This window comes from Streptomyces sp. NPDC054866 (assembly GCF_053610745.1).
Genome location: NZ_JBSGZA010000001.1, coordinates 1,506,428 through 1,522,198 on the forward strand (window position 1 = coordinate 1,506,428; position 15,771 = coordinate 1,522,198).

Annotated in this window: 14 protein-coding genes; 6 read left to right on the top strand and 8 right to left on the bottom strand. The window is 70.3% G+C overall.

What is annotated here, in order from left to right; genetic code table 11:
- Window positions 1–258: 258 nt before the first annotated feature.
- The gene (locus ACWGI2_RS06385; RefSeq protein WP_453694320.1) at window positions 259–1,503 is read left to right on the top strand and encodes a CapA family protein; all 1,245 of its coding nucleotides are present in this window, start codon (window positions 259–261) and stop codon (window positions 1,501–1,503) included.
- 39 nt (window positions 1,504–1,542) lie between these two features.
- Here the strand turns inward: ACWGI2_RS06385 and ACWGI2_RS06390 are convergent, their stop codons facing one another.
- Both ACWGI2_RS06390 and ACWGI2_RS06395 read right to left on the bottom strand, forming a co-directional pair.
- Window positions 1,543–2,967, bottom strand: coding sequence for an amino acid permease (locus ACWGI2_RS06390; RefSeq protein WP_453395954.1), 1,425 nt, complete (start codon window positions 2,965–2,967; stop codon window positions 1,543–1,545).
- A gap of 123 nt (window positions 2,968–3,090) precedes the next feature.
- Entirely contained in the window at window positions 3,091–3,552 is a 462-nt protein-coding gene (locus ACWGI2_RS06395; protein ID WP_453395955.1) for a universal stress protein, read from the bottom strand.
- A gap of 126 nt (window positions 3,553–3,678) precedes the next feature.
- Between ACWGI2_RS06395 and lysX the strand changes: the two genes are divergently transcribed.
- Both lysX and ACWGI2_RS06405 read left to right on the top strand, forming a co-directional pair.
- Window positions 3,679–6,981: a bifunctional lysylphosphatidylglycerol synthetase/lysine--tRNA ligase LysX gene (gene lysX, locus ACWGI2_RS06400; protein WP_453694321.1), complete on the top strand. Its 3,303-nt coding sequence runs from the start codon at window positions 3,679–3,681 to the stop codon at window positions 6,979–6,981.
- Window positions 6,982–7,089: 108 nt separating this feature from the next.
- The gene (locus ACWGI2_RS06405) at window positions 7,090–7,935 is read left to right on the top strand and encodes a polysaccharide deacetylase family protein (RefSeq protein ID WP_453395957.1); all 846 of its coding nucleotides are present in this window, start codon (window positions 7,090–7,092) and stop codon (window positions 7,933–7,935) included.
- A gap of 70 nt (window positions 7,936–8,005) precedes the next feature.
- Here the strand turns inward: ACWGI2_RS06405 and ACWGI2_RS06410 are convergent, their stop codons facing one another.
- Entirely contained in the window at window positions 8,006–8,656 is a 651-nt protein-coding gene (locus tag ACWGI2_RS06410; RefSeq protein ID WP_453395958.1) for a class F sortase, read from the bottom strand.
- A gap of 350 nt (window positions 8,657–9,006) precedes the next feature.
- Between ACWGI2_RS06410 and ACWGI2_RS06415 the strand changes: the two genes are divergently transcribed.
- Window positions 9,007–9,507, top strand: a complete 501-nt coding sequence (locus ACWGI2_RS06415) for a hypothetical protein (protein WP_453694322.1) — start codon at window positions 9,007–9,009, stop codon at window positions 9,505–9,507.
- A gap of 147 nt (window positions 9,508–9,654) precedes the next feature.
- On the opposite strand, the gene ACWGI2_RS06420 is transcribed toward ACWGI2_RS06415, so the two are convergent.
- From ACWGI2_RS06420 to ACWGI2_RS06430, 3 genes are all read right to left on the bottom strand, one after another.
- Window positions 9,655–10,212, bottom strand: a complete 558-nt coding sequence (locus tag ACWGI2_RS06420; protein ID WP_453694323.1) for a hypothetical protein — start codon at window positions 10,210–10,212, stop codon at window positions 9,655–9,657.
- 827 nt (window positions 10,213–11,039) lie between these two features.
- Window positions 11,040–11,258, bottom strand: a complete 219-nt coding sequence (locus ACWGI2_RS06425; RefSeq protein ID WP_160509088.1) for a hypothetical protein — start codon at window positions 11,256–11,258, stop codon at window positions 11,040–11,042.
- A 41-nt stretch (window positions 11,259–11,299) separates the two neighbouring features.
- Entirely contained in the window at window positions 11,300–11,626 is a 327-nt protein-coding gene (locus ACWGI2_RS06430) for a hypothetical protein (RefSeq protein WP_453694324.1), read from the bottom strand.
- A 541-nt stretch (window positions 11,627–12,167) separates the two neighbouring features.
- Between ACWGI2_RS06430 and ACWGI2_RS06435 the strand changes: the two genes are divergently transcribed.
- Entirely contained in the window at window positions 12,168–12,809 is a 642-nt protein-coding gene (locus ACWGI2_RS06435; protein WP_453694325.1) for an HAD family hydrolase, read from the top strand.
- 70 nt (window positions 12,810–12,879) lie between these two features.
- On the opposite strand, the gene ACWGI2_RS06440 is transcribed toward ACWGI2_RS06435, so the two are convergent.
- The gene (locus ACWGI2_RS06440; protein ID WP_453395963.1) at window positions 12,880–13,644 is read right to left on the bottom strand and encodes a bestrophin-like domain; all 765 of its coding nucleotides are present in this window, start codon (window positions 13,642–13,644) and stop codon (window positions 12,880–12,882) included.
- A 15-nt stretch (window positions 13,645–13,659) separates the two neighbouring features.
- Window positions 13,660–14,262: a hypothetical protein gene (locus ACWGI2_RS06445; protein WP_453694326.1), complete on the bottom strand. Its 603-nt coding sequence runs from the start codon at window positions 14,260–14,262 to the stop codon at window positions 13,660–13,662.
- Between the two features lie 202 nt (window positions 14,263–14,464).
- On the opposite strand from ACWGI2_RS06445, the gene ACWGI2_RS06450 reads away from it, so the two are divergent.
- Window positions 14,465–15,436, top strand: a complete 972-nt coding sequence (locus tag ACWGI2_RS06450) for an SCO0930 family lipoprotein (RefSeq protein WP_453694327.1) — start codon at window positions 14,465–14,467, stop codon at window positions 15,434–15,436.
- Window positions 15,437–15,771: the final 335 nt, after the last annotated feature.

Below are 15,771 nucleotides of genomic sequence, written 5' to 3' on the forward strand. Positions count from 1 at the left end.
CGCCGGCCTCTGGCCCCCAATCCGGAACACGGATGAGGACAGCCGATTACCCGGAGGGGGCTCTGAGCAAGGCGCTTTACGGAGGTTTGACTCAGCCCCCGGTTTCGTCGCAGGTCGGAGCCGGTCTGTTCTTCGTGTCACATGGCCGGATGATTTAAGTCCTTTTCGGGGACTATGACGGCATTGCTGCTTGACTCGACAGTGTGTCCGAATGTGGATTCGTTTCGCCGAATATCCCCCATTCACGGAGCCTGGTCGATGACGCAGCGCACGCCGCAGGGAACAGCCGTTCTGACCGCCGTAACGATCGGAGCCACTCTCGCCGCGACCGCCGCCTGCACGGCGAATACAGAAGCCGCACAGGAGCGGAATCCGAAGCACCGGAACGAGAGACATCAGGAAGGGGCGCGGGACGGTGACCGGGAGGTTTCGCGCCCGGCGCCTTCGGCGGCCGGTGGCGGCCAGGACGCGCAGCGCGCCTTCACGCTCGTCGCCTCCGGGGACGTCCTCCCGCACTCCTCCATCATCCGCACGGCCAACGCCGACGCGGGCGGTGACGGCTACGACTTCAAGCCGATGTTCAAGGGGGTCAAACCCGTCGTGTCCAAGGCCGATCTGGCGATCTGTCACATGGAGACGGTCTACGGGGAGAACGGCGACTACACCGGCTACCCCAGCTTCAAGTCCCCGCCCCAGATCGCCCGCGCCCTGAAGGCCACCGGCTACGACGCCTGCTCCACCGCCTCCAACCACACGCTCGACGACGGCGCGGCGGGGGTGCGGCGTACGCTCGCCGCGCTCGACAAGGCAGGCGTCAAGCACGCGGGTTCGGGCCGCACGGCCGACGAGGCCAAGTCCCCCGCCTGGCTGCGGGCGGGCGGCGCGAAGGTGGCGCAGCTCGCGTACACGTACGGCACGAACGGCTATCCGATGCCCAAGGGCAAGCCCTGGACGGTCAACCTCATGAAGCGCGAGCGGATCATCGAGGACGCGCGCGCCGCGCGGAAGGCGGGCGCGGACGTGGTCGTCGTCTCGGTCCACTGGGGCACGGAGTGGCAGGACGCCCCTGACCGCCGCCAGCTGAGACTCGGCAAGCAGCTCACGGCGTCCCGCACGAAGGGCCGCCCCGACATCGACCTGATCCTGGGCACCCACGCGCACGTCCCGCAGGCGTACGAGAAGGTCAACAAGACCTGGGTCGTCTACGGCATGGGCGACCAGATCGCCGGCGACATGGTCAACCACGAGGGCGCGAACGACCCGCGGGGCAATCAGGGCACGCTCGGCCGCTTCACGTTCGCCCCGCCCGCGGCGCCCGGCGGACGCTGGAAGGTCAAGAAGGCCGAGTACATCCCCCAGTGGTTCGACACGGACGCGGGACGCGTGGTCAATCTGAACGCGGCGCTGGACCGCGGCGCGGACGTCGCCGACATCCGCGACCGGATCCGCCGGGTCGTCCTGAGCCGGGGCGCGGGGAAGGACGGCCTGGTCATGGGCCGGTAGTTCCAGAAGTCCATCGAGAGCCCCGCCTGTGCCGCCCGGCTAGGGAACGCGGTCGGTCTTGGCCAACTCCGACTTCCGGTACGAGTAAGCGAAGTAGATGACAAGGCCGAGCGCGAACCACACAGCGAACCGCGCCCACGTCTGCCACTGCAGGAACGTGATCAGCCAGATCGAGAAGACGACCCCGATGGCGGGCACCACCGGCATCCCGGGGCAGCGGAACGTACGCGGCAGATCGGGCTGCTTGTAGCGCAGCACGATCACCGCGACGCACACCACGACGAAGGCCAACAGGATCCCGATGTTGGTCAGTTCGGCCGCCTCGCCGATCGGCAGGAACCCGGCGATGGCGGCCGACGCGAACCCGACGATCCACGTCACCCGGGTCGGCACGTGCCGCGTCTTGTGCGTCTTGGCGAACCACTTCGGCAGCAGCCCGTCACGCGACATGCTGAACCAGACGCGCGTGACGCCGAGCATGAAGGTGAACATCACGGTGAGGATGCCGATGATCGCGCCGACCGCGATGACATCGGCGAGACCGCCCAGGCCCACCGACTTGAAGGCGGTGGAGAAGCCGCTCTCCGGGTCGATGTCCTTGTAGCTCTGCATGCCCGTGAGGACGAGGCAGGCCAGGACGTACAGGACCATCGAGATCGCGAGCGAGTAGAGGATCGCCTTCGGCATGTGGCGCTGCGCGTCCTTGGACTCCTCGGCGGCGGTGCTCATCGCGTCGTAGCCGAAGACAGCGAAGAACACGGTGGCCGCTCCTGTGAACGCCCCGCTGACGCCGAAGGGGAAGAACGGCTCGTAGTTCCCGGTGTTGATGTGGAAGAACCCGACCGCGATCACCACGAGCACGACGATGACCTTCAGCACGACGACGATCATCTCGAAGCGCGCCGCGTTCTTGATGCCGAGCGTCAGCAGATAGGCGATGAGCAGGCACAGCACCGCGGCGAACAGGTCGACCTTGTGGCCGTCGCCGGTGCCGGGGGCGCCCAGCATCCAGTTCGGCAACTGGGCGCCCATGTCGTTGAGCAGGAAGTTGAAGTAGCCCGAGATGCCGATCGCGACCACCGCCACGATCGCCGTGTACTCCAGGAGCAGGTCCCAGCCGATGAACCACCCGGTGAGCTCGCCGAGCACCACATAGCCGTAGGTGTACGCCGATCCCGCCTTCGGGATGAGGCCCGCGAACTCTGCGTACGAGAAGGCCGCCGCCGCGCTCGCGACACCGGCGATGAGGAAGGAGATGAGGACGGCGGGCCCGGCCGTGCCGTTGGCCACCGTCCCGGCGAGGGTGAAGATACCGGCGCCGATGATGCCGCCGACGCCGATCGCGGTCAGCTGCCAGAGGCCGAGCGTGCGAGTGAGCCCGCCACCCGCTTCCGCCTCGGTCTCTTCGATGTGTTCGATGGGCTTGCGGCGCAGTACGCCGTGCCCCATCCGGAGTCCCGCCATGAGCTCCACCTTTTCGCGGACGGCAGTCGGCTGATGGCGGATCATGATGGCGCAGGCGTGAGCATGACGGAAGACGCCACACCCCTCATAGGTATGAGGGTTCAGCAGTCTGGTGGCCGTGGGTCACGGAACGACGGTGACGGGCCAGCGGCCCGCCTTGACGAGGCGCACGGCGACCGAGCCGACGATCCGGTGGCCCGCCTGCTCGGAGGCGCCGACGACCACGGCATCCGCCTTGAGGTCGTCCGCCGCGGTGACCAGACCGCTGTAGGGGTCGCCACGGAAGGTGTGGAACTCCCAGCGGACATCGAATATGTCCTTCACCCGCTCGGCCGCGTCTCTGATCTCGGTGATCAGCCCCTCGGCGATCTCATCGGTCGCCTCGGCCACCGGGGCGCCGAGGGCGGCGCCCGCGGCCATCACCGGCTGCACGTAGACGACGGCGAGCAGGGCGCGCTGCCGCCGCGCAAGGCCTCCGGCATATGCCGCGGCCCTGAGCGAGGAGTCCGAACCGTCGACACCGACGACGATCACCTTCGGGCCGTCGGTGCCGCGTTCGAACTGGTGGGAGTGGTCTTCAGTCACAGCCGAGAGGTTAACGGAGAGCGCCGTTCCTGTTGAGGGCGCCCACGACCGGGGCGGCGCGCACCCTCTCGACAGGCGGCACCCTCTCGACGGGCGGCTCCGGCCCACCCTTCCTAGGGTCGATCCATGAGCACCAGCGTGGAGAGCCTCCGCACCGCGCCACCGCAGGGCGCGAGAGACCGTTTCCTCGGACGGGTGCCGGAAGGATTCGCCGCCTTCTTCGGCGCGCTGGGCCTCTTCTGCGCGATCCTCGCGGTCATCGCCCCGCTGCGCCACCTCCTGCGCCCGGTGGTCCGCGTACTGGACCTCCTCACGGTCCCGGTCAGCCCGAACCTGGCGTACGCCGTCTTCCTCTTCCTTCTCGCCGCGGCCACGGCGGCCCGCAAGAAGGTCGCGTGGTGGCTCGTCATCATCTATCTGGGGCTTCTCCTCGCCTTCGACGTACTCGGCATCGCCCTCGGCTTCTGGGCGGACTCGATCCCCTCGCTGATCGTCTGCGGTGCCGCCTTCGTCCTCCTGGTCCTGGCCCGCGGAGAGTTCTCCGCGGACTCCCGCCACGGCGCGGTCCTGCGGGCCGTGCTCGTGCTCGTCGCGGGCCTCGCCGTGGCGATCCTGGTCGGCTGGGGGCTCGTGGCGCTCTTCCCGGGTACGCTGCCGCGCGGCGAGGCCCTGCCATGGGCGGCGAACCGCGTCTGCGGCGGGCTCTTCACCGGCCACGACTACTTCGACGGCAGGCCACCGCGCACCCTGCACTTCTGGCTCGGCCTCTTCGGCGCCCTCGCCCTCCTGAACGCCGCCGCGACCCTCTTCCGCTCCCAGCGCATGGAAGCCGCCCTGCACGGCGACGAGGAACCCCGCATCCGCGCGCTCCTGGGCACATACGGCGCCCAGGACTCGCTCGGCTACTTCGCCACCCGGCGCGACAAGGCCGTCGTCTTCTCGCCCAGCGGCAAGGCCGCCGTCACCTACCGCGTCGAGGCGGGCGTCTGCCTGGCGAGCGGCGACCCCGTGGGTGACCGCGAGGCCTGGCCGCGCGCGATCGGCGCCTGGCTGGACGTGGCACGGCAGTACGCCTGGGCGCCCGCCGTCATGGGCGCGTCCGAGGAGGGCGCCACCGCCTACGCCCGCTCCGGGCTAGGCGCGCTCCAGCTCGGCGACGAGGCGATCCTGCACGTCGCGGGCTTCGACCTGGACGGCCGTGACATGCGGGTCACCCGCCAGGCGGTGAACCGCGTCCGCCGCACCGGCGCCACCACCCGTATCCGCCGTCACTCCACCCTCACCGACGAGGAGATGGAGGAGATCATCGACAAGGCGGACGCGTGGCGGGACACCGAGACCGAGCGCGGCTTCTCGATGGCGCTCGACCGCCTCGGCGACCCCGAGGACGGCGACTGTCTGCTCGTCGAGGCGCTGGACGCAGACGGCAGGCTCATCGCCCTGCTCTCCCTCGTCCCCTGGGGCAAGGACGGCATCTCCCTGGACCTGATGCGCCGCGACCGCGCGACCGCGCCCAACGGCGTCATGGAGTTCATGGTCGCCGAACTCTGCGCGGGCGCCGGCAAGTTCGGGGTGCGCCGCATCTCCCTGAACTTCGCCGTGTTCCGCTCGGTCTTCGAGGAGGGCGCCCGCATCGGAGCCGGGCCCGTCCTGCGGCTGTGGCGCAAGTTGCTCCTCTTCTTCTCCAAGTGGTGGCAGCTCGAAGCGCTCTACCGCTCCAACGCCAAGTACCACCCCGAGTGGTATCCCCGCTTCATCTGTTACGGCGACGCAGGCGCCCTCGCCCGCATCAGCCTCGCCTCGGGCATCGCCGAGGGCTTCGTCTCCGTGCCCTCGCTGCGCAAGCTCTGGGGGAAGGGCAGGCGGCCCAAGGGCGTCACCAAGCCCACGAGCACGGAGGGCCTCCCGCCGATCTCCGCCCTCGGCCTCGCGGGCCACGGGGAAGCCGCCGACGCCGACCCGACGGCCACGCTCCCCGACCAGGTCCGCGTCCGCCACCGCAAGCTCGACCGGCTGCGCGCCGACGGCGTCGACCCCTACCCCGTGGGCCTCCCGCCGCGCACCCACACCCTCGCCGCCGTGACACCCGCCCTGACGGGGGAGGAGGTCACGGTCGCGGGCCGCGTCATGCTCGTACGCGACTTCGGCGGGGTCGTCTTCGCCGTCCTGCGCGACTGGTCCGGTGACCGCCAACTCGCCCTGACCCGCGACCTGTCGGGCGCCGGGTCCCTGGACCGCTTCACGTCCGGCACCGACATCGGCGACCACATCACCGCCACCGGCACGGTCGGCGCCAGCGACAAGGGCGAGCTCACCGTCTTCGTCACCGGCTGGCAGCTCACCGGCAAGTGTCTGCGCCCGCTGCCCGACAAGCGCCGCGGTCTCGCCGACCCCGAGGCCAAGGTCCGCCGCCGCTACCTCGACCTGGTCGCCAGCCCGGGAGCCCGTGACGTCGTCCGGGCCCGCTCCACCGCCGTACAGGCCCTGCGGCAGGGCCTGTTGGACCGCGGCTATCTGGAGGTCGAGACCCCGATGCTCCAGCAGATCCACGGCGGCGCCAACGCCCGCCCCTTCACCACCCACATCAACGCCTACGACCTCGACCTCTATCTGCGCATCGCGCCCGAGCTGTATCTGAAGCGGCTCTGCGTCGGCGGCATGGAGAAGGTCTTCGAGATGGGCCGCACCTTCCGCAACGAAGGGGTGAGCTACAAGCACAACCCCGAGTTCACGATGCTGGAGGCCTACCAGGCGTTCGCCGACTACGACGTGATGCTCGACCTCACCCGCGAGCTCATCCAGGGCGCGGCCACCGCCGCCTTCGGCGCGCCCGTCGCCCGCAAGGCCGACGCGGAGGGGCGGCTCACCGAGCACGACATCTCCGGCCCCTGGCCGGTCAAGACGGTCTACGGGGCGATCTCCGAAGCGCTCGGCGACGAGGTCGACGCGGACACCCCGCTGCCGAGACTGCACCGGCTCTGCGACCGCGCGGACGTCCCGTACAGGCCCGAGGACGGTCGCGGTGACGTCGTACTGGAGATGTACGAGCGGCTTGTCGAGGAGAGGACGACGCTGCCCACCTTCTACAAGGACTTCCCGACCGACGTCTCGCCGCTGACCCGCCAGCACCGCACCGACCCGCGCCTCGCCGAGCGCTGGGACCTGGTCGCCTTCGGTACCGAACTGGGCACCGCCTACTCGGAGTTGACCGACCCCGTCGAGCAGCGCAGGCGCCTCACCGCGCAGTCGCTGCTCGCCGCCGGGGGAGACCCGGAGGCCATGGAGCTCGACGAGGACTTCCTGGACGCCCTGGAGTACGCGATGCCGCCCACCGGTGGTCTCGGCATCGGCGTCGACCGGCTCGTCATGTTCCTCACCGGCCTGACGATCCGGGAGACGCTGCCCTTCCCGCTCGTACGCCGCCGCTGATCCCCCTCGGTCGCTCCCTCTCGCCGCTGCTGGTCCCATCGGGTGCTTTCGCGGCCCGCCGTGGTGTTGATGATCCTCCCTGGCCTTCCGCCATGCGACGGATTAGTAATGAAAAAGGATCAGATGACTCCAGGGCGGCGCGCACTCCTGCGCGCCGCCGCTGTCTTCGGTCTGGCCGCGACCGCCGGCTGCGCGGGTACGGAGCGGTCTCCCGCGCCAGGCCCCACGGCTCCCAGCGGTGCGGCGGCCGGTGGCCCGCCCGCCGCACGCGCCCTCAAGCCCTCCGCGTACCGCCTCCAGCCCATGGCGGGCTACGGCCCGCCAGGTGCCGCCAGGACCCGGCCCCGTGTGCGCAGAGCGCCGATCCTGCGCATGGACGGGCAGGAACGCACCATGGTGCTCACCTTCGACGACGGACCGGACCCCCGCTACACGCCGGGCATCCTGAGCACCCTGCGCCGGTACGACGTCCGCGCGATGTTCTTCGTCTGCGGCGAGATGGCCGTCGACAACAAGGACCTGCTGCGCGAGATGGCCGACGACGGGCATCTGATCGGCAACCACACCTATACGCATCCACTGCTTCCGAAGATGAGCAGGAGCGCGATGCGCGAGGAGATCGAGCGCACCTGCGAGGTCGTCGAGGACGCCGTGGGCGAACCCCCCGCCTGGTTCCGCGCCCCCTACGGGGCCTGGAACCGCAACGCCTTCCAACTGGGCGCCGACCTGGGCATGGAGCCGCTCGCCTGGACCGTGGACACCCTGGACTGGACCGAGCCGGGCACGGGCACGATCATTCGGCGCGTACGGGCCGGTGCGGCGCCCGGAGTCGTGGTGCTCTCGCACGACGCGGGCGGCGACCGCTCCCAGAGCGTCGAGGCGCTGCGGACGTATCTCCCGGAACTCATCGACTCGGGATACCGGATCACCGTCCCGAGCCGCTACTCCACGTAGGACGTCTCAGGACGGCATTTCCCCCGCGATTTCGCCCGCCCGGTGCCGTGCTCCGCCGACGGATTCACCGTCAGCGCACGTCCACCAGGCGGGCGAAAGCGACGACGTTCCCGTCGTACCCGGACTGCTTGGAGAATCCACCGCCGCAGGTGATGACACGCAGTTCCGGAGCTCCCTTGTCCTTGTAGACGCGACTTCCCGGGAAATTGTTCTTCTCGAACACTTCGATCCCGTAGATCTCGAAAACCGCGGTCTTGCGGTCCCTGCGCAGGATCTCGACGCGATTTCCCTTCTTCAGTGAGCCAAGGCCGTAGAAGATGGCGGGACCCTGCTGATTGTCCACATGGCCGACGATCACGGACGTGCCCTTCTCGCCCGGCGAGACGGCCCCGGTGAACCAGCCGGCGAGGTTCGGGTCCTCCGGCGGCGGTGCGTCCACCCACCCATCCTCGTCGAGCCCGACCGGCATGACCGGCGCGTCCACCCGGATGCCCTTGATCCCCACACGCTCGGCGGGGGAGAACGTCAGCGGCGTGACAGCCTTCCCATCGGGTGCCTGGTCCGCCGCGGCGGCCGACTCCGGCTGGGGCGGGCCCACGTCGAATTCCCCCGAGCCGTTCCGGATCAGCGCGAGGCCGGTCAGCAGAACAAGCGCCATCACGCCCCAGGGCGCGCGCTTTCGCTGCGGTTCCTCTTCATCGGCCGGCTGGGACAAAGGCATTCTCTGATCCCCTCTCAACGCGGCATTCGAACCGCGTCCGTTGCGCGTACAAGAACGCTAAGCGCGGCGCGCGTGACGGGCGACAGAGCGGGAGCGAACGGGTGGCGCCCATACCGGGCATGCGCCATATGAGTCGTGGGCGGCAGGAAATTTCTGACGGTCCGTGACCTGCGGCAATATCGGCTTGTGCGTTCGCGCTTCGGCGTGTCGCCTCACCAGGACGGCCGAGCGTCGAAATGCGGGTCTGTGCACGGCAACTGAGGGTCTGTCTGGGAGGCGCTCTCGCCGATCGACCGGGGACGGTTACCCCGGGGCGTCTTCCGCGGAGGAATCACATGCGTACTTCTCGTATGCGCACCACTCGTGCCCTCGCGGTCGCCGTCACCGCGGGTGCCGTCGTCGGCCTCGCCGCCCCGACGGCATCGGCCTGGGCCGATCCGTCCAACATCGTCGCCATGCCGAGCGTGATCCCCCGCGGGGGACAGCTGACGGTCACGGTCGACGGCACGGCCTGCCACACGCCGGGCAGCAAGGTCACGTCGAACGCTTTCCCCGACACGCACCTGAAGACCATGGGCGGCGGCACGGCAAGCGCGAACCCCATCGTCTACCACCACGCAAGCCCCGGGGCCCACAGCATCACCGTGCACTGCGGCGGCAAGACCCTCACCAAGCCCGACGCGTTCACCGTCATCCACGGTGGTGTCCGCGGTGGTCTCGGCGGCAGCAGCAACGCCGGTGCGACCGGCACCGACATGGCGATCGGCGGGGCGCTGGTCGCGGTCGCGCTGGTCGGCGGCGGGGTGTTCTGGATGCGCCGCCGCTCGGAGAACGCCGGGCGCGGCCTCTGACCGTACGTCCCCGCTGCCGGCACGCCCGTCACTCGCACGTCGGGGTGCCCGCACGTCGGGTGTGAACCGTTCCGCCTCCCTGACCGGCGCGTCCCCCCTTCCGCGCCGGTCGGGCGGCGGTTCGACGGTTCGTGGGGCTTCGTCGGGTCAGGAGTTGCCGTCCCCGGTGCGGCGGCGCGTCCAGTAGTACGCGGTGCCGAGTGTGCCCACGATCAGGGCGCCGCCGAGGGCGATCTCGTGCAGATCGAGCCCGCCGAGGCTGCCGCCGACGCCGGCCTTGACTCCGTGGCGGACCGGGGCGGTGGGGTGATGAGTGGGCTGATGCGTGGGCTGATGGGTGGGGCGGCCTGTGGCGATGGTGAGGTCCGTGGTCCCCGTCTCGCCCTTGCAGTCGAAGGTCACCTCGTACATCGCGCCGGGTTTGGCGTCCTGGAAGACCATCGCGGCGACGGAATTCTGCCCTTTGGGGATGTGGGCGTCGTCGAAGACACCGGAGGTGACCTTGGTGTCGCCTTCACAGCCGTCCACGCTGAGCATGACCTGGCCGCCGGCGGCGATCGTGGACGGGGTGACGCGGAAGCCGAACGAGGTGATGTTGTTGTTCGTGTCGGTCTCGTCCGCGACGGCCGTCGAAGCGGTGGTGGCGGTGAGGGTCAGGGTCGTGGCGGCGAGAAGAGCGGCCGAGGCGACGCGTATCGCACGCATGATGATTCCTCCGGGTACCCGAGGAGCAGCCGCGGACCTTCTTCCGCTTTCACCTGATATGCACCTCGATGCCGGAAACGCTAAGCAGCCAGCAGCACCCCCGCGATCGCAGCCGCGCGAACGGGGCAACGGTGTGGGCCGGACAGGGGAACGGGGCGGGGTGTCGTGGGGGCGGTGAGGGGTGGGCGGGGGCGGGGCGTGTAGAGGGGGCCGGGACGGGCGAGTCGGGTCTGGGCGGGGCGGGCGCGGCTTCCGCGAGGGCGGCACCGCGCTCGTCGCGCGCCTGCGTGGGAGGGGTGGGCGAGCCCGGGAGCCGGGTGCTCGATTGGGTCGGGCGCCGGTTACGCCAGGGCGGTGCTCGGTTCGTCGCCGGCGTGCGTGGGAGGGGGAGGGGCGCCGGGGCAGGGCGGGCTCGGGTGGGTCGAGTCAGGTCGCTTGGGCAGTGGCCGTGCTCGGTTTGTTGCGAGGGTGTGCGGGAGGGGGGGAGTCGTGCGCGGGGTTCTGCTCGCGGGATGCTGCTCGGCGCCGTGGCGGCTCCTCGGCTGGTGGGCCTTGCGGTGGTCGCCTGCCGGGTCGCTCCGGAGTTGCTCACAGGTGTCGTTCGGTGCGTTGCCGCCGCGGTTGGCGCCGGGGCGGGGCGACTGCCCTGCGGGTGTCCTCGCGGGGCTCCGGGACCTCTCCGCCCCTGGCCGCAGGCCGCGCAGTGAGCAGCCCTATCGCCGCGGAGGTCTCCTCAACCGCGCCCAGGAGCGCGCCCAACTCGCCTTCCTGGAAGGTGAATCCGGCCCCGCTGCCGCCGCCGCTGCGTGCCCTCGCCCGCAGGTGGGTCAGGAACCCTTTGCCCACACATGTGCCCCGCCCCCGCGCCACTCCACGAGGTGAGGGTCGTCGAGGGCCATGTCCGCGTCGCCGAGACCCGCGCGGCGCAGGAACTCCACCAGGTCGCGGTCGTCCCGCGCGACGCCGACGGCCTGCCCGCGCACGGTGACCCGCCGTCCGCCGTCGGGAGCGGGCGGGTGGACGATGATGGGTGTCTGCCAGGTCATGCCACCAGAGTGCGCCGCGCGGAGCCGCCGCGCAGCACGGTTTACGGACCAGTGTGCGAAGCCGGGGCCGCGGACCCGGGGTACCCGCTGCGCCGATATCCTTCCCAGACACGCCCACCGCACGGCGCGAGCACCTCGTCCACCAGCGCGACGAGGCCCGAGGCCCTGCCCTCCAGGGCCTCCCGCGCCGCGGCCTCCAGCGCGGTGGAGAAGCCCGGCCACACCTCGTCCACACGCCGCGCCAGCCACTTCCCGCCGCCCAGCCACGTCCCCGTACGCAAGAGCACGAACTCGCCGGTCCTGCGGGCGATCTCGGTGACGATGAACAGTCGCTCGCCCGCCTGCCCGCACCCGGCGAGGTCGTCCATGGAGATCGGTGAGCGCGTAGCGCCGGTCCTCCAGTTCCTCCGCGGTCGCCTCGGGCGGCCCGGCCGCCACCAACTCGCGCGCCTCGCCCTGGAGTCGGGCACCAGTTCCGTCCCGGTCCACGATCACGACACCGTCGGCGCACATCGACAGGAGCGGCGAGCACCGCCGCGGAATCTCCGCCCGCACGAACCACCGCCAGCTGGCCTCGGTGTGCACGAACAGCTCGACCGGCCACCTGCCGAACCGCAGGTTCGACCGGGACGGATCCCGCTCGCCGGCCAGCACCACCACGACATCCAGGTCGGAGAACGGGGTGCGCCGCGCCGTCACCGCGCTTCCGCCCAGAAACGCCGCCAGCGCGTCGGGGTGCCTAGCCTCGACCAACTCCTTCGCGGTCCGAGTGAGTTCGATGAGCTCCATGGCTCAACTGTGCCAGCCACCCTGGTGGCGGGCTCGATCATCGTGGCGTACACGTGAACCCACCCGCGCGCCGCGGGTCAGGCGGCCGGTCCCGTGTGGTGGGCCCATAGGCTGGGCTTGATGATTGAGACCGTCGTGTTCGACGTGGGGGAGACCCTCACCAAAGATGACCGCTACTGGGCGTCCTGGGCCGATTGGCTCGGTGTGCCCCGCCACACTGTCTCCGCGCTCGTGGGAGGTGTCGTCACGCGGGGCCGCGACAACGCCGAAGCGCTGCGGCTGCTGAGCCCGGACATAGACGTCGCCGCCGCCTATCACGCCCGCGAGGTCGCGGGGCGCGGCGAGTACCTGGCCGAGACCGACCTCTACCCCGATGTGCGCCCCGCTCTCGGCGGGCTGCGCAAGCAGGGGCTGCGTGTCGTCATCGCCGGGAACCAGACGCCGCGCGTGGGCGAGTTGCTGCGTGACCTGGATCTTCCCGCCGACCTCATCGTCACCTCGGGGGAGTGGGGCGTGGCGAAGCCGGATCCGTCGTTCTTCGCCAGGGTCATCGAGGTGGCCCAGGCCGCGCCGGAGCAGACGCTGTACGTCGGTGACCACCCCGCGAACGACATCTACCCGGCGAAAGCTGCCGGGTTGAAGGCCGCGCACATCCGGCGCGGGCCCTGGGGGTACTGGTGGGCCGACGACCCGACCCTCGTCGACGCCGCGGACTGGCGGATCGACTCCCTCACCCAGGTCGCGTCGATCACCGCTGAGTGAGGGTGCGGGTGAGCGTGAGGGGCAGAGTTGCGGCCCCGCCCCCGCAGTTGAGGGTGGGGCCGCGCTTCCCTCATCCGCCTAGGTTGTCGAACAGCGCGCGGAACGGCTCCGGGGTCGCCGCGATGCCCCGGCTGTAGGGGGCGTCGAAGTCCCAGATGAGGAAGAGCAGGAAGGCGATCAAGGCCGAGAACAGACCCGCGAGGATGAGTTCGCGCGGGGTGCGGCGGATCTGCAGCGCGAAGATCATGCCGACGGTGACGAGACCGCCCGTGATCAGACCGAACCAGACCACACCGGGCATGGTCGCCCCGGCGCTGTCGCCACGGGAGCTGCGCGCGTCGGCCGCGGCCGCCACCGCGTCGACGAGCGGCTGGTAGGCCTGGGCCTCGAAGTCGGACTTGGGCTGGTAGTCGGTGACTTCGTGGCGTACACGGGAGAGGAGTTCGGAGCCGCGGTCGGTGAGTTCGCCGCGGTCGGCCATGACGTCCCACTCGGTGGTGACGACATGGCTGACGTACGCGTGCACGTCCGTACGGATGCGTTCGCGGACGTCGGCGGGGTAGACCCGCGCACGCTCGGACACCTCGTGCAACGCCTGGGCCTCGCTGTGTACATGGTCCTGGGCGACGCTGCGGGCCTCCCAGACGCCGGCGATGGCCAGGCCGAGGACGATGGCGTACACCACGCCGATCATCATCGTCATGTACTCGATGACGTCCGGAGTCTCCGAAGCGTCGTAATCCGGGCTCGTCCTGCGGTGCCGCAGGAAGGTGACGACGAGGACGACTCCGCACGCGGCCGCCATCGCGAGGGTGAGAACAAGCCATTCCGACATGGGACCTCCGACGGTTCAGCGCGGCCGCAGCGCGGCGACGGCGAGCACCGCGGGCGCGGTGATGAGCAGGGTGAGCGAGACCAGGGACGGGCCGCCGCGGGGCGGCGTCTTGCGTGGCGTGATGCGGTACGAGGGGTAACTCACCGGCGACGGCGTGACCTTGGCGGGAGCAGTGCGGGTCGGCTTCGGCTTCGGGCTCGGACGCGGCGGCGGTGGCGGGGGCGGCGGCGCGGGCTCAGGAGGGGCCGGGCGCGCGGGCGGTGGCGGTGGCGGGGGAGGAGGAGGCTCCGGCGCCGGTGGCTCAGGGCGGGGCGGTGGAGCCGGAGCGGGCGGTGGTGGTGGCGGGGGTGGCGGCGGCGGAGGCTTCGGAGGGCGCGAGGGGCCCGCACTGCAGACCACTCCGTCGCCCGAGACAGCCACCGCGCCACCGCCGGGCCCGTCACCGATCGAGGCATAGGCGCAGTTGTCGGCGGGCGCGGCAGCGGGAGCGGCGGGCGCGGCGGCGGAGGCGGTTGCCGGTACCGCGGCGGCCGTCGGCGCACCGAGCAGCCAGGCCAGCACCAGAAGCGCCAGTAAGCGTGTGACCAGGCCGGACGAGGCCCTAGTGGATCCATGCACGACAGGGATCATGGGCAGCATGTCGCCCTGCCACGCCGATGTGGGCCTCCTGTGACCCGAAGGGAGGAGACGCCGGGCGCGAGCTTGACGAACAAAAGAATCTTGAAGGCCGGTTGAACGCACCAGCCGTTCCCACCCGTACCTAGGGCCATGCGTGACGCACTCAGCGGCACGACACCCCAAGCAACAGCGGGAGTCAAAGATGAAGACCTGGCGGAGCGCCTCGCTCGTAGCGACAGCTGCGGCCATGCTGGCGCTGACGACGGCGTGCGGTCAGGACAAGGGGGACCAGTCGCCGAACGGACAGAACGTCGGCAACCAGGCCCCGGCCAAGTCGGACGGATACGGGGCGGGTGACGGATACGGCGCCGACACCGGCGACGCGAAGGAAGGCGCGGGGAAGGCGAAAGCGGCCGGTCAACTCGCCGTCTGGGACAGCAAGAAGCTCGGCAAGGTCGTCACCGACAGCGAGGGCCGCACGCTCTACCGCTTCGACAAGGACACCGCCCAGCCCCCCAAGTCGAACTGTGACGGCGCCTGCGCCACGACCTGGCCCGTCGTGTCGCCCGACGGCGCGGCCGCCGCACCCGGCGTCGACAAGTCCCTCCTCGGCGAGGTGACCCGCTCCGACGGCAGCAAGCAGCTGACGATCGACGGCTGGCCGATGTACCGGTACGCCAAGGACACCAAGGCCGGCGACGCCAAGGGCCAGGGCGTGGGCGGCACTTGGTACGCGGCCGCCCCCGACGGCAAGAAGGCCGCGCCCGGCGCCGAAGAGGCCGAACCCCCTGCCGAGACGGCTCCCGTCGACCCGGCAGGGCTCTCCACCCGCAAGGACCCCAAGCTCGGGGAGATCGTCGTCGACAAGAACGGCATGACCGTCTACCGCTTCACGAAGGACTCCGCCTGGCCGATGAAGTCCGCCTGCACCGGGGCCTGCCTGGAGAAGTGGCCGGTGGTTCCGCCCGTCGCCAAGAACGACACCAAGGGAATCCTCAAGAAGGGGTTCGTCGTCTTCGACCGCCCCGACGGACAGCGCCAGCAGACGATCGACTGCTGGCCGATGTACACCTTCGCCGGTGACAAGAAGCCCGGCGACACCAACGGGCAGGGTGTGGGCGGCACTTGGTACGCCGCCGGCCCTGACGGAAAGCCTGTCGGCGCCCCGAAGTAGACGTACAGGAAGTAGATGTACAGGAAGTAGACGTACGGGAAGCAGACGTACGGGAAATAGACGTACAGGAAATAGAGGTACAGAAGCAGTCGGCGCCGAAGGGCAAGTGCGAAGAAGAACTCAGCCAAGAAGGGGGGCCAGTCGGAAGTACCTCGCGTACGGTCTACCGGTCCGTTCCTTTCTCCCCTCCCGGGGAAGGAACGGACCGGTTCTTTGGGTTGATATTCGGCACTTGCCACAGGCAGTGACCGAGAACGGACGGCCAATTTCCGTTTTGACTCGCTCCCTTGGCGGACGATCAGTAGCCTCACCTTCGAACACCGGCTCGTCCCGCC

Coding starts and splice junctions, on each gene's coding strand:
- ACWGI2_RS06430 (WP_453694324.1), bottom strand. CDS start 11,626: ATGGACGACCTCGCCGGGTGCGGGCAGGCGGGCGAGCGACTGTTCATC.
- ACWGI2_RS06425 (WP_160509088.1), bottom strand. CDS start 11,258: ATGACCTGGCAGACACCCATCATCGTCCACCCGCCCGCTCCCGACGGC.
- ACWGI2_RS06420 (WP_453694323.1), bottom strand. CDS start 10,212: ATGCGTGCGATACGCGTCGCCTCGGCCGCTCTTCTCGCCGCCACGACC.
- ACWGI2_RS06405 (WP_453395957.1), top strand. CDS start 7,090: ATGAAAAAGGATCAGATGACTCCAGGGCGGCGCGCACTCCTGCGCGCC.
- ACWGI2_RS06450 (WP_453694327.1), top strand. CDS start 14,465: ATGAAGACCTGGCGGAGCGCCTCGCTCGTAGCGACAGCTGCGGCCATG.
- ACWGI2_RS06410 (WP_453395958.1), bottom strand. CDS start 8,656: ATGCCTTTGTCCCAGCCGGCCGATGAAGAGGAACCGCAGCGAAAGCGC.
- ACWGI2_RS06435 (WP_453694325.1), top strand. CDS start 12,168: ATGATTGAGACCGTCGTGTTCGACGTGGGGGAGACCCTCACCAAAGAT.
- ACWGI2_RS06390 (WP_453395954.1), bottom strand. CDS start 2,967: ATGGCGGGACTCCGGATGGGGCACGGCGTACTGCGCCGCAAGCCCATC.
- ACWGI2_RS06415 (WP_453694322.1), top strand. CDS start 9,007: ATGCGCACCACTCGTGCCCTCGCGGTCGCCGTCACCGCGGGTGCCGTC.
- lysX (WP_453694321.1), top strand. CDS start 3,679: ATGAGCACCAGCGTGGAGAGCCTCCGCACCGCGCCACCGCAGGGCGCG.
- ACWGI2_RS06385 (WP_453694320.1), top strand. CDS start 259: ATGACGCAGCGCACGCCGCAGGGAACAGCCGTTCTGACCGCCGTAACG.
- ACWGI2_RS06440 (WP_453395963.1), bottom strand. CDS start 13,644: ATGTCGGAATGGCTTGTTCTCACCCTCGCGATGGCGGCCGCGTGCGGA.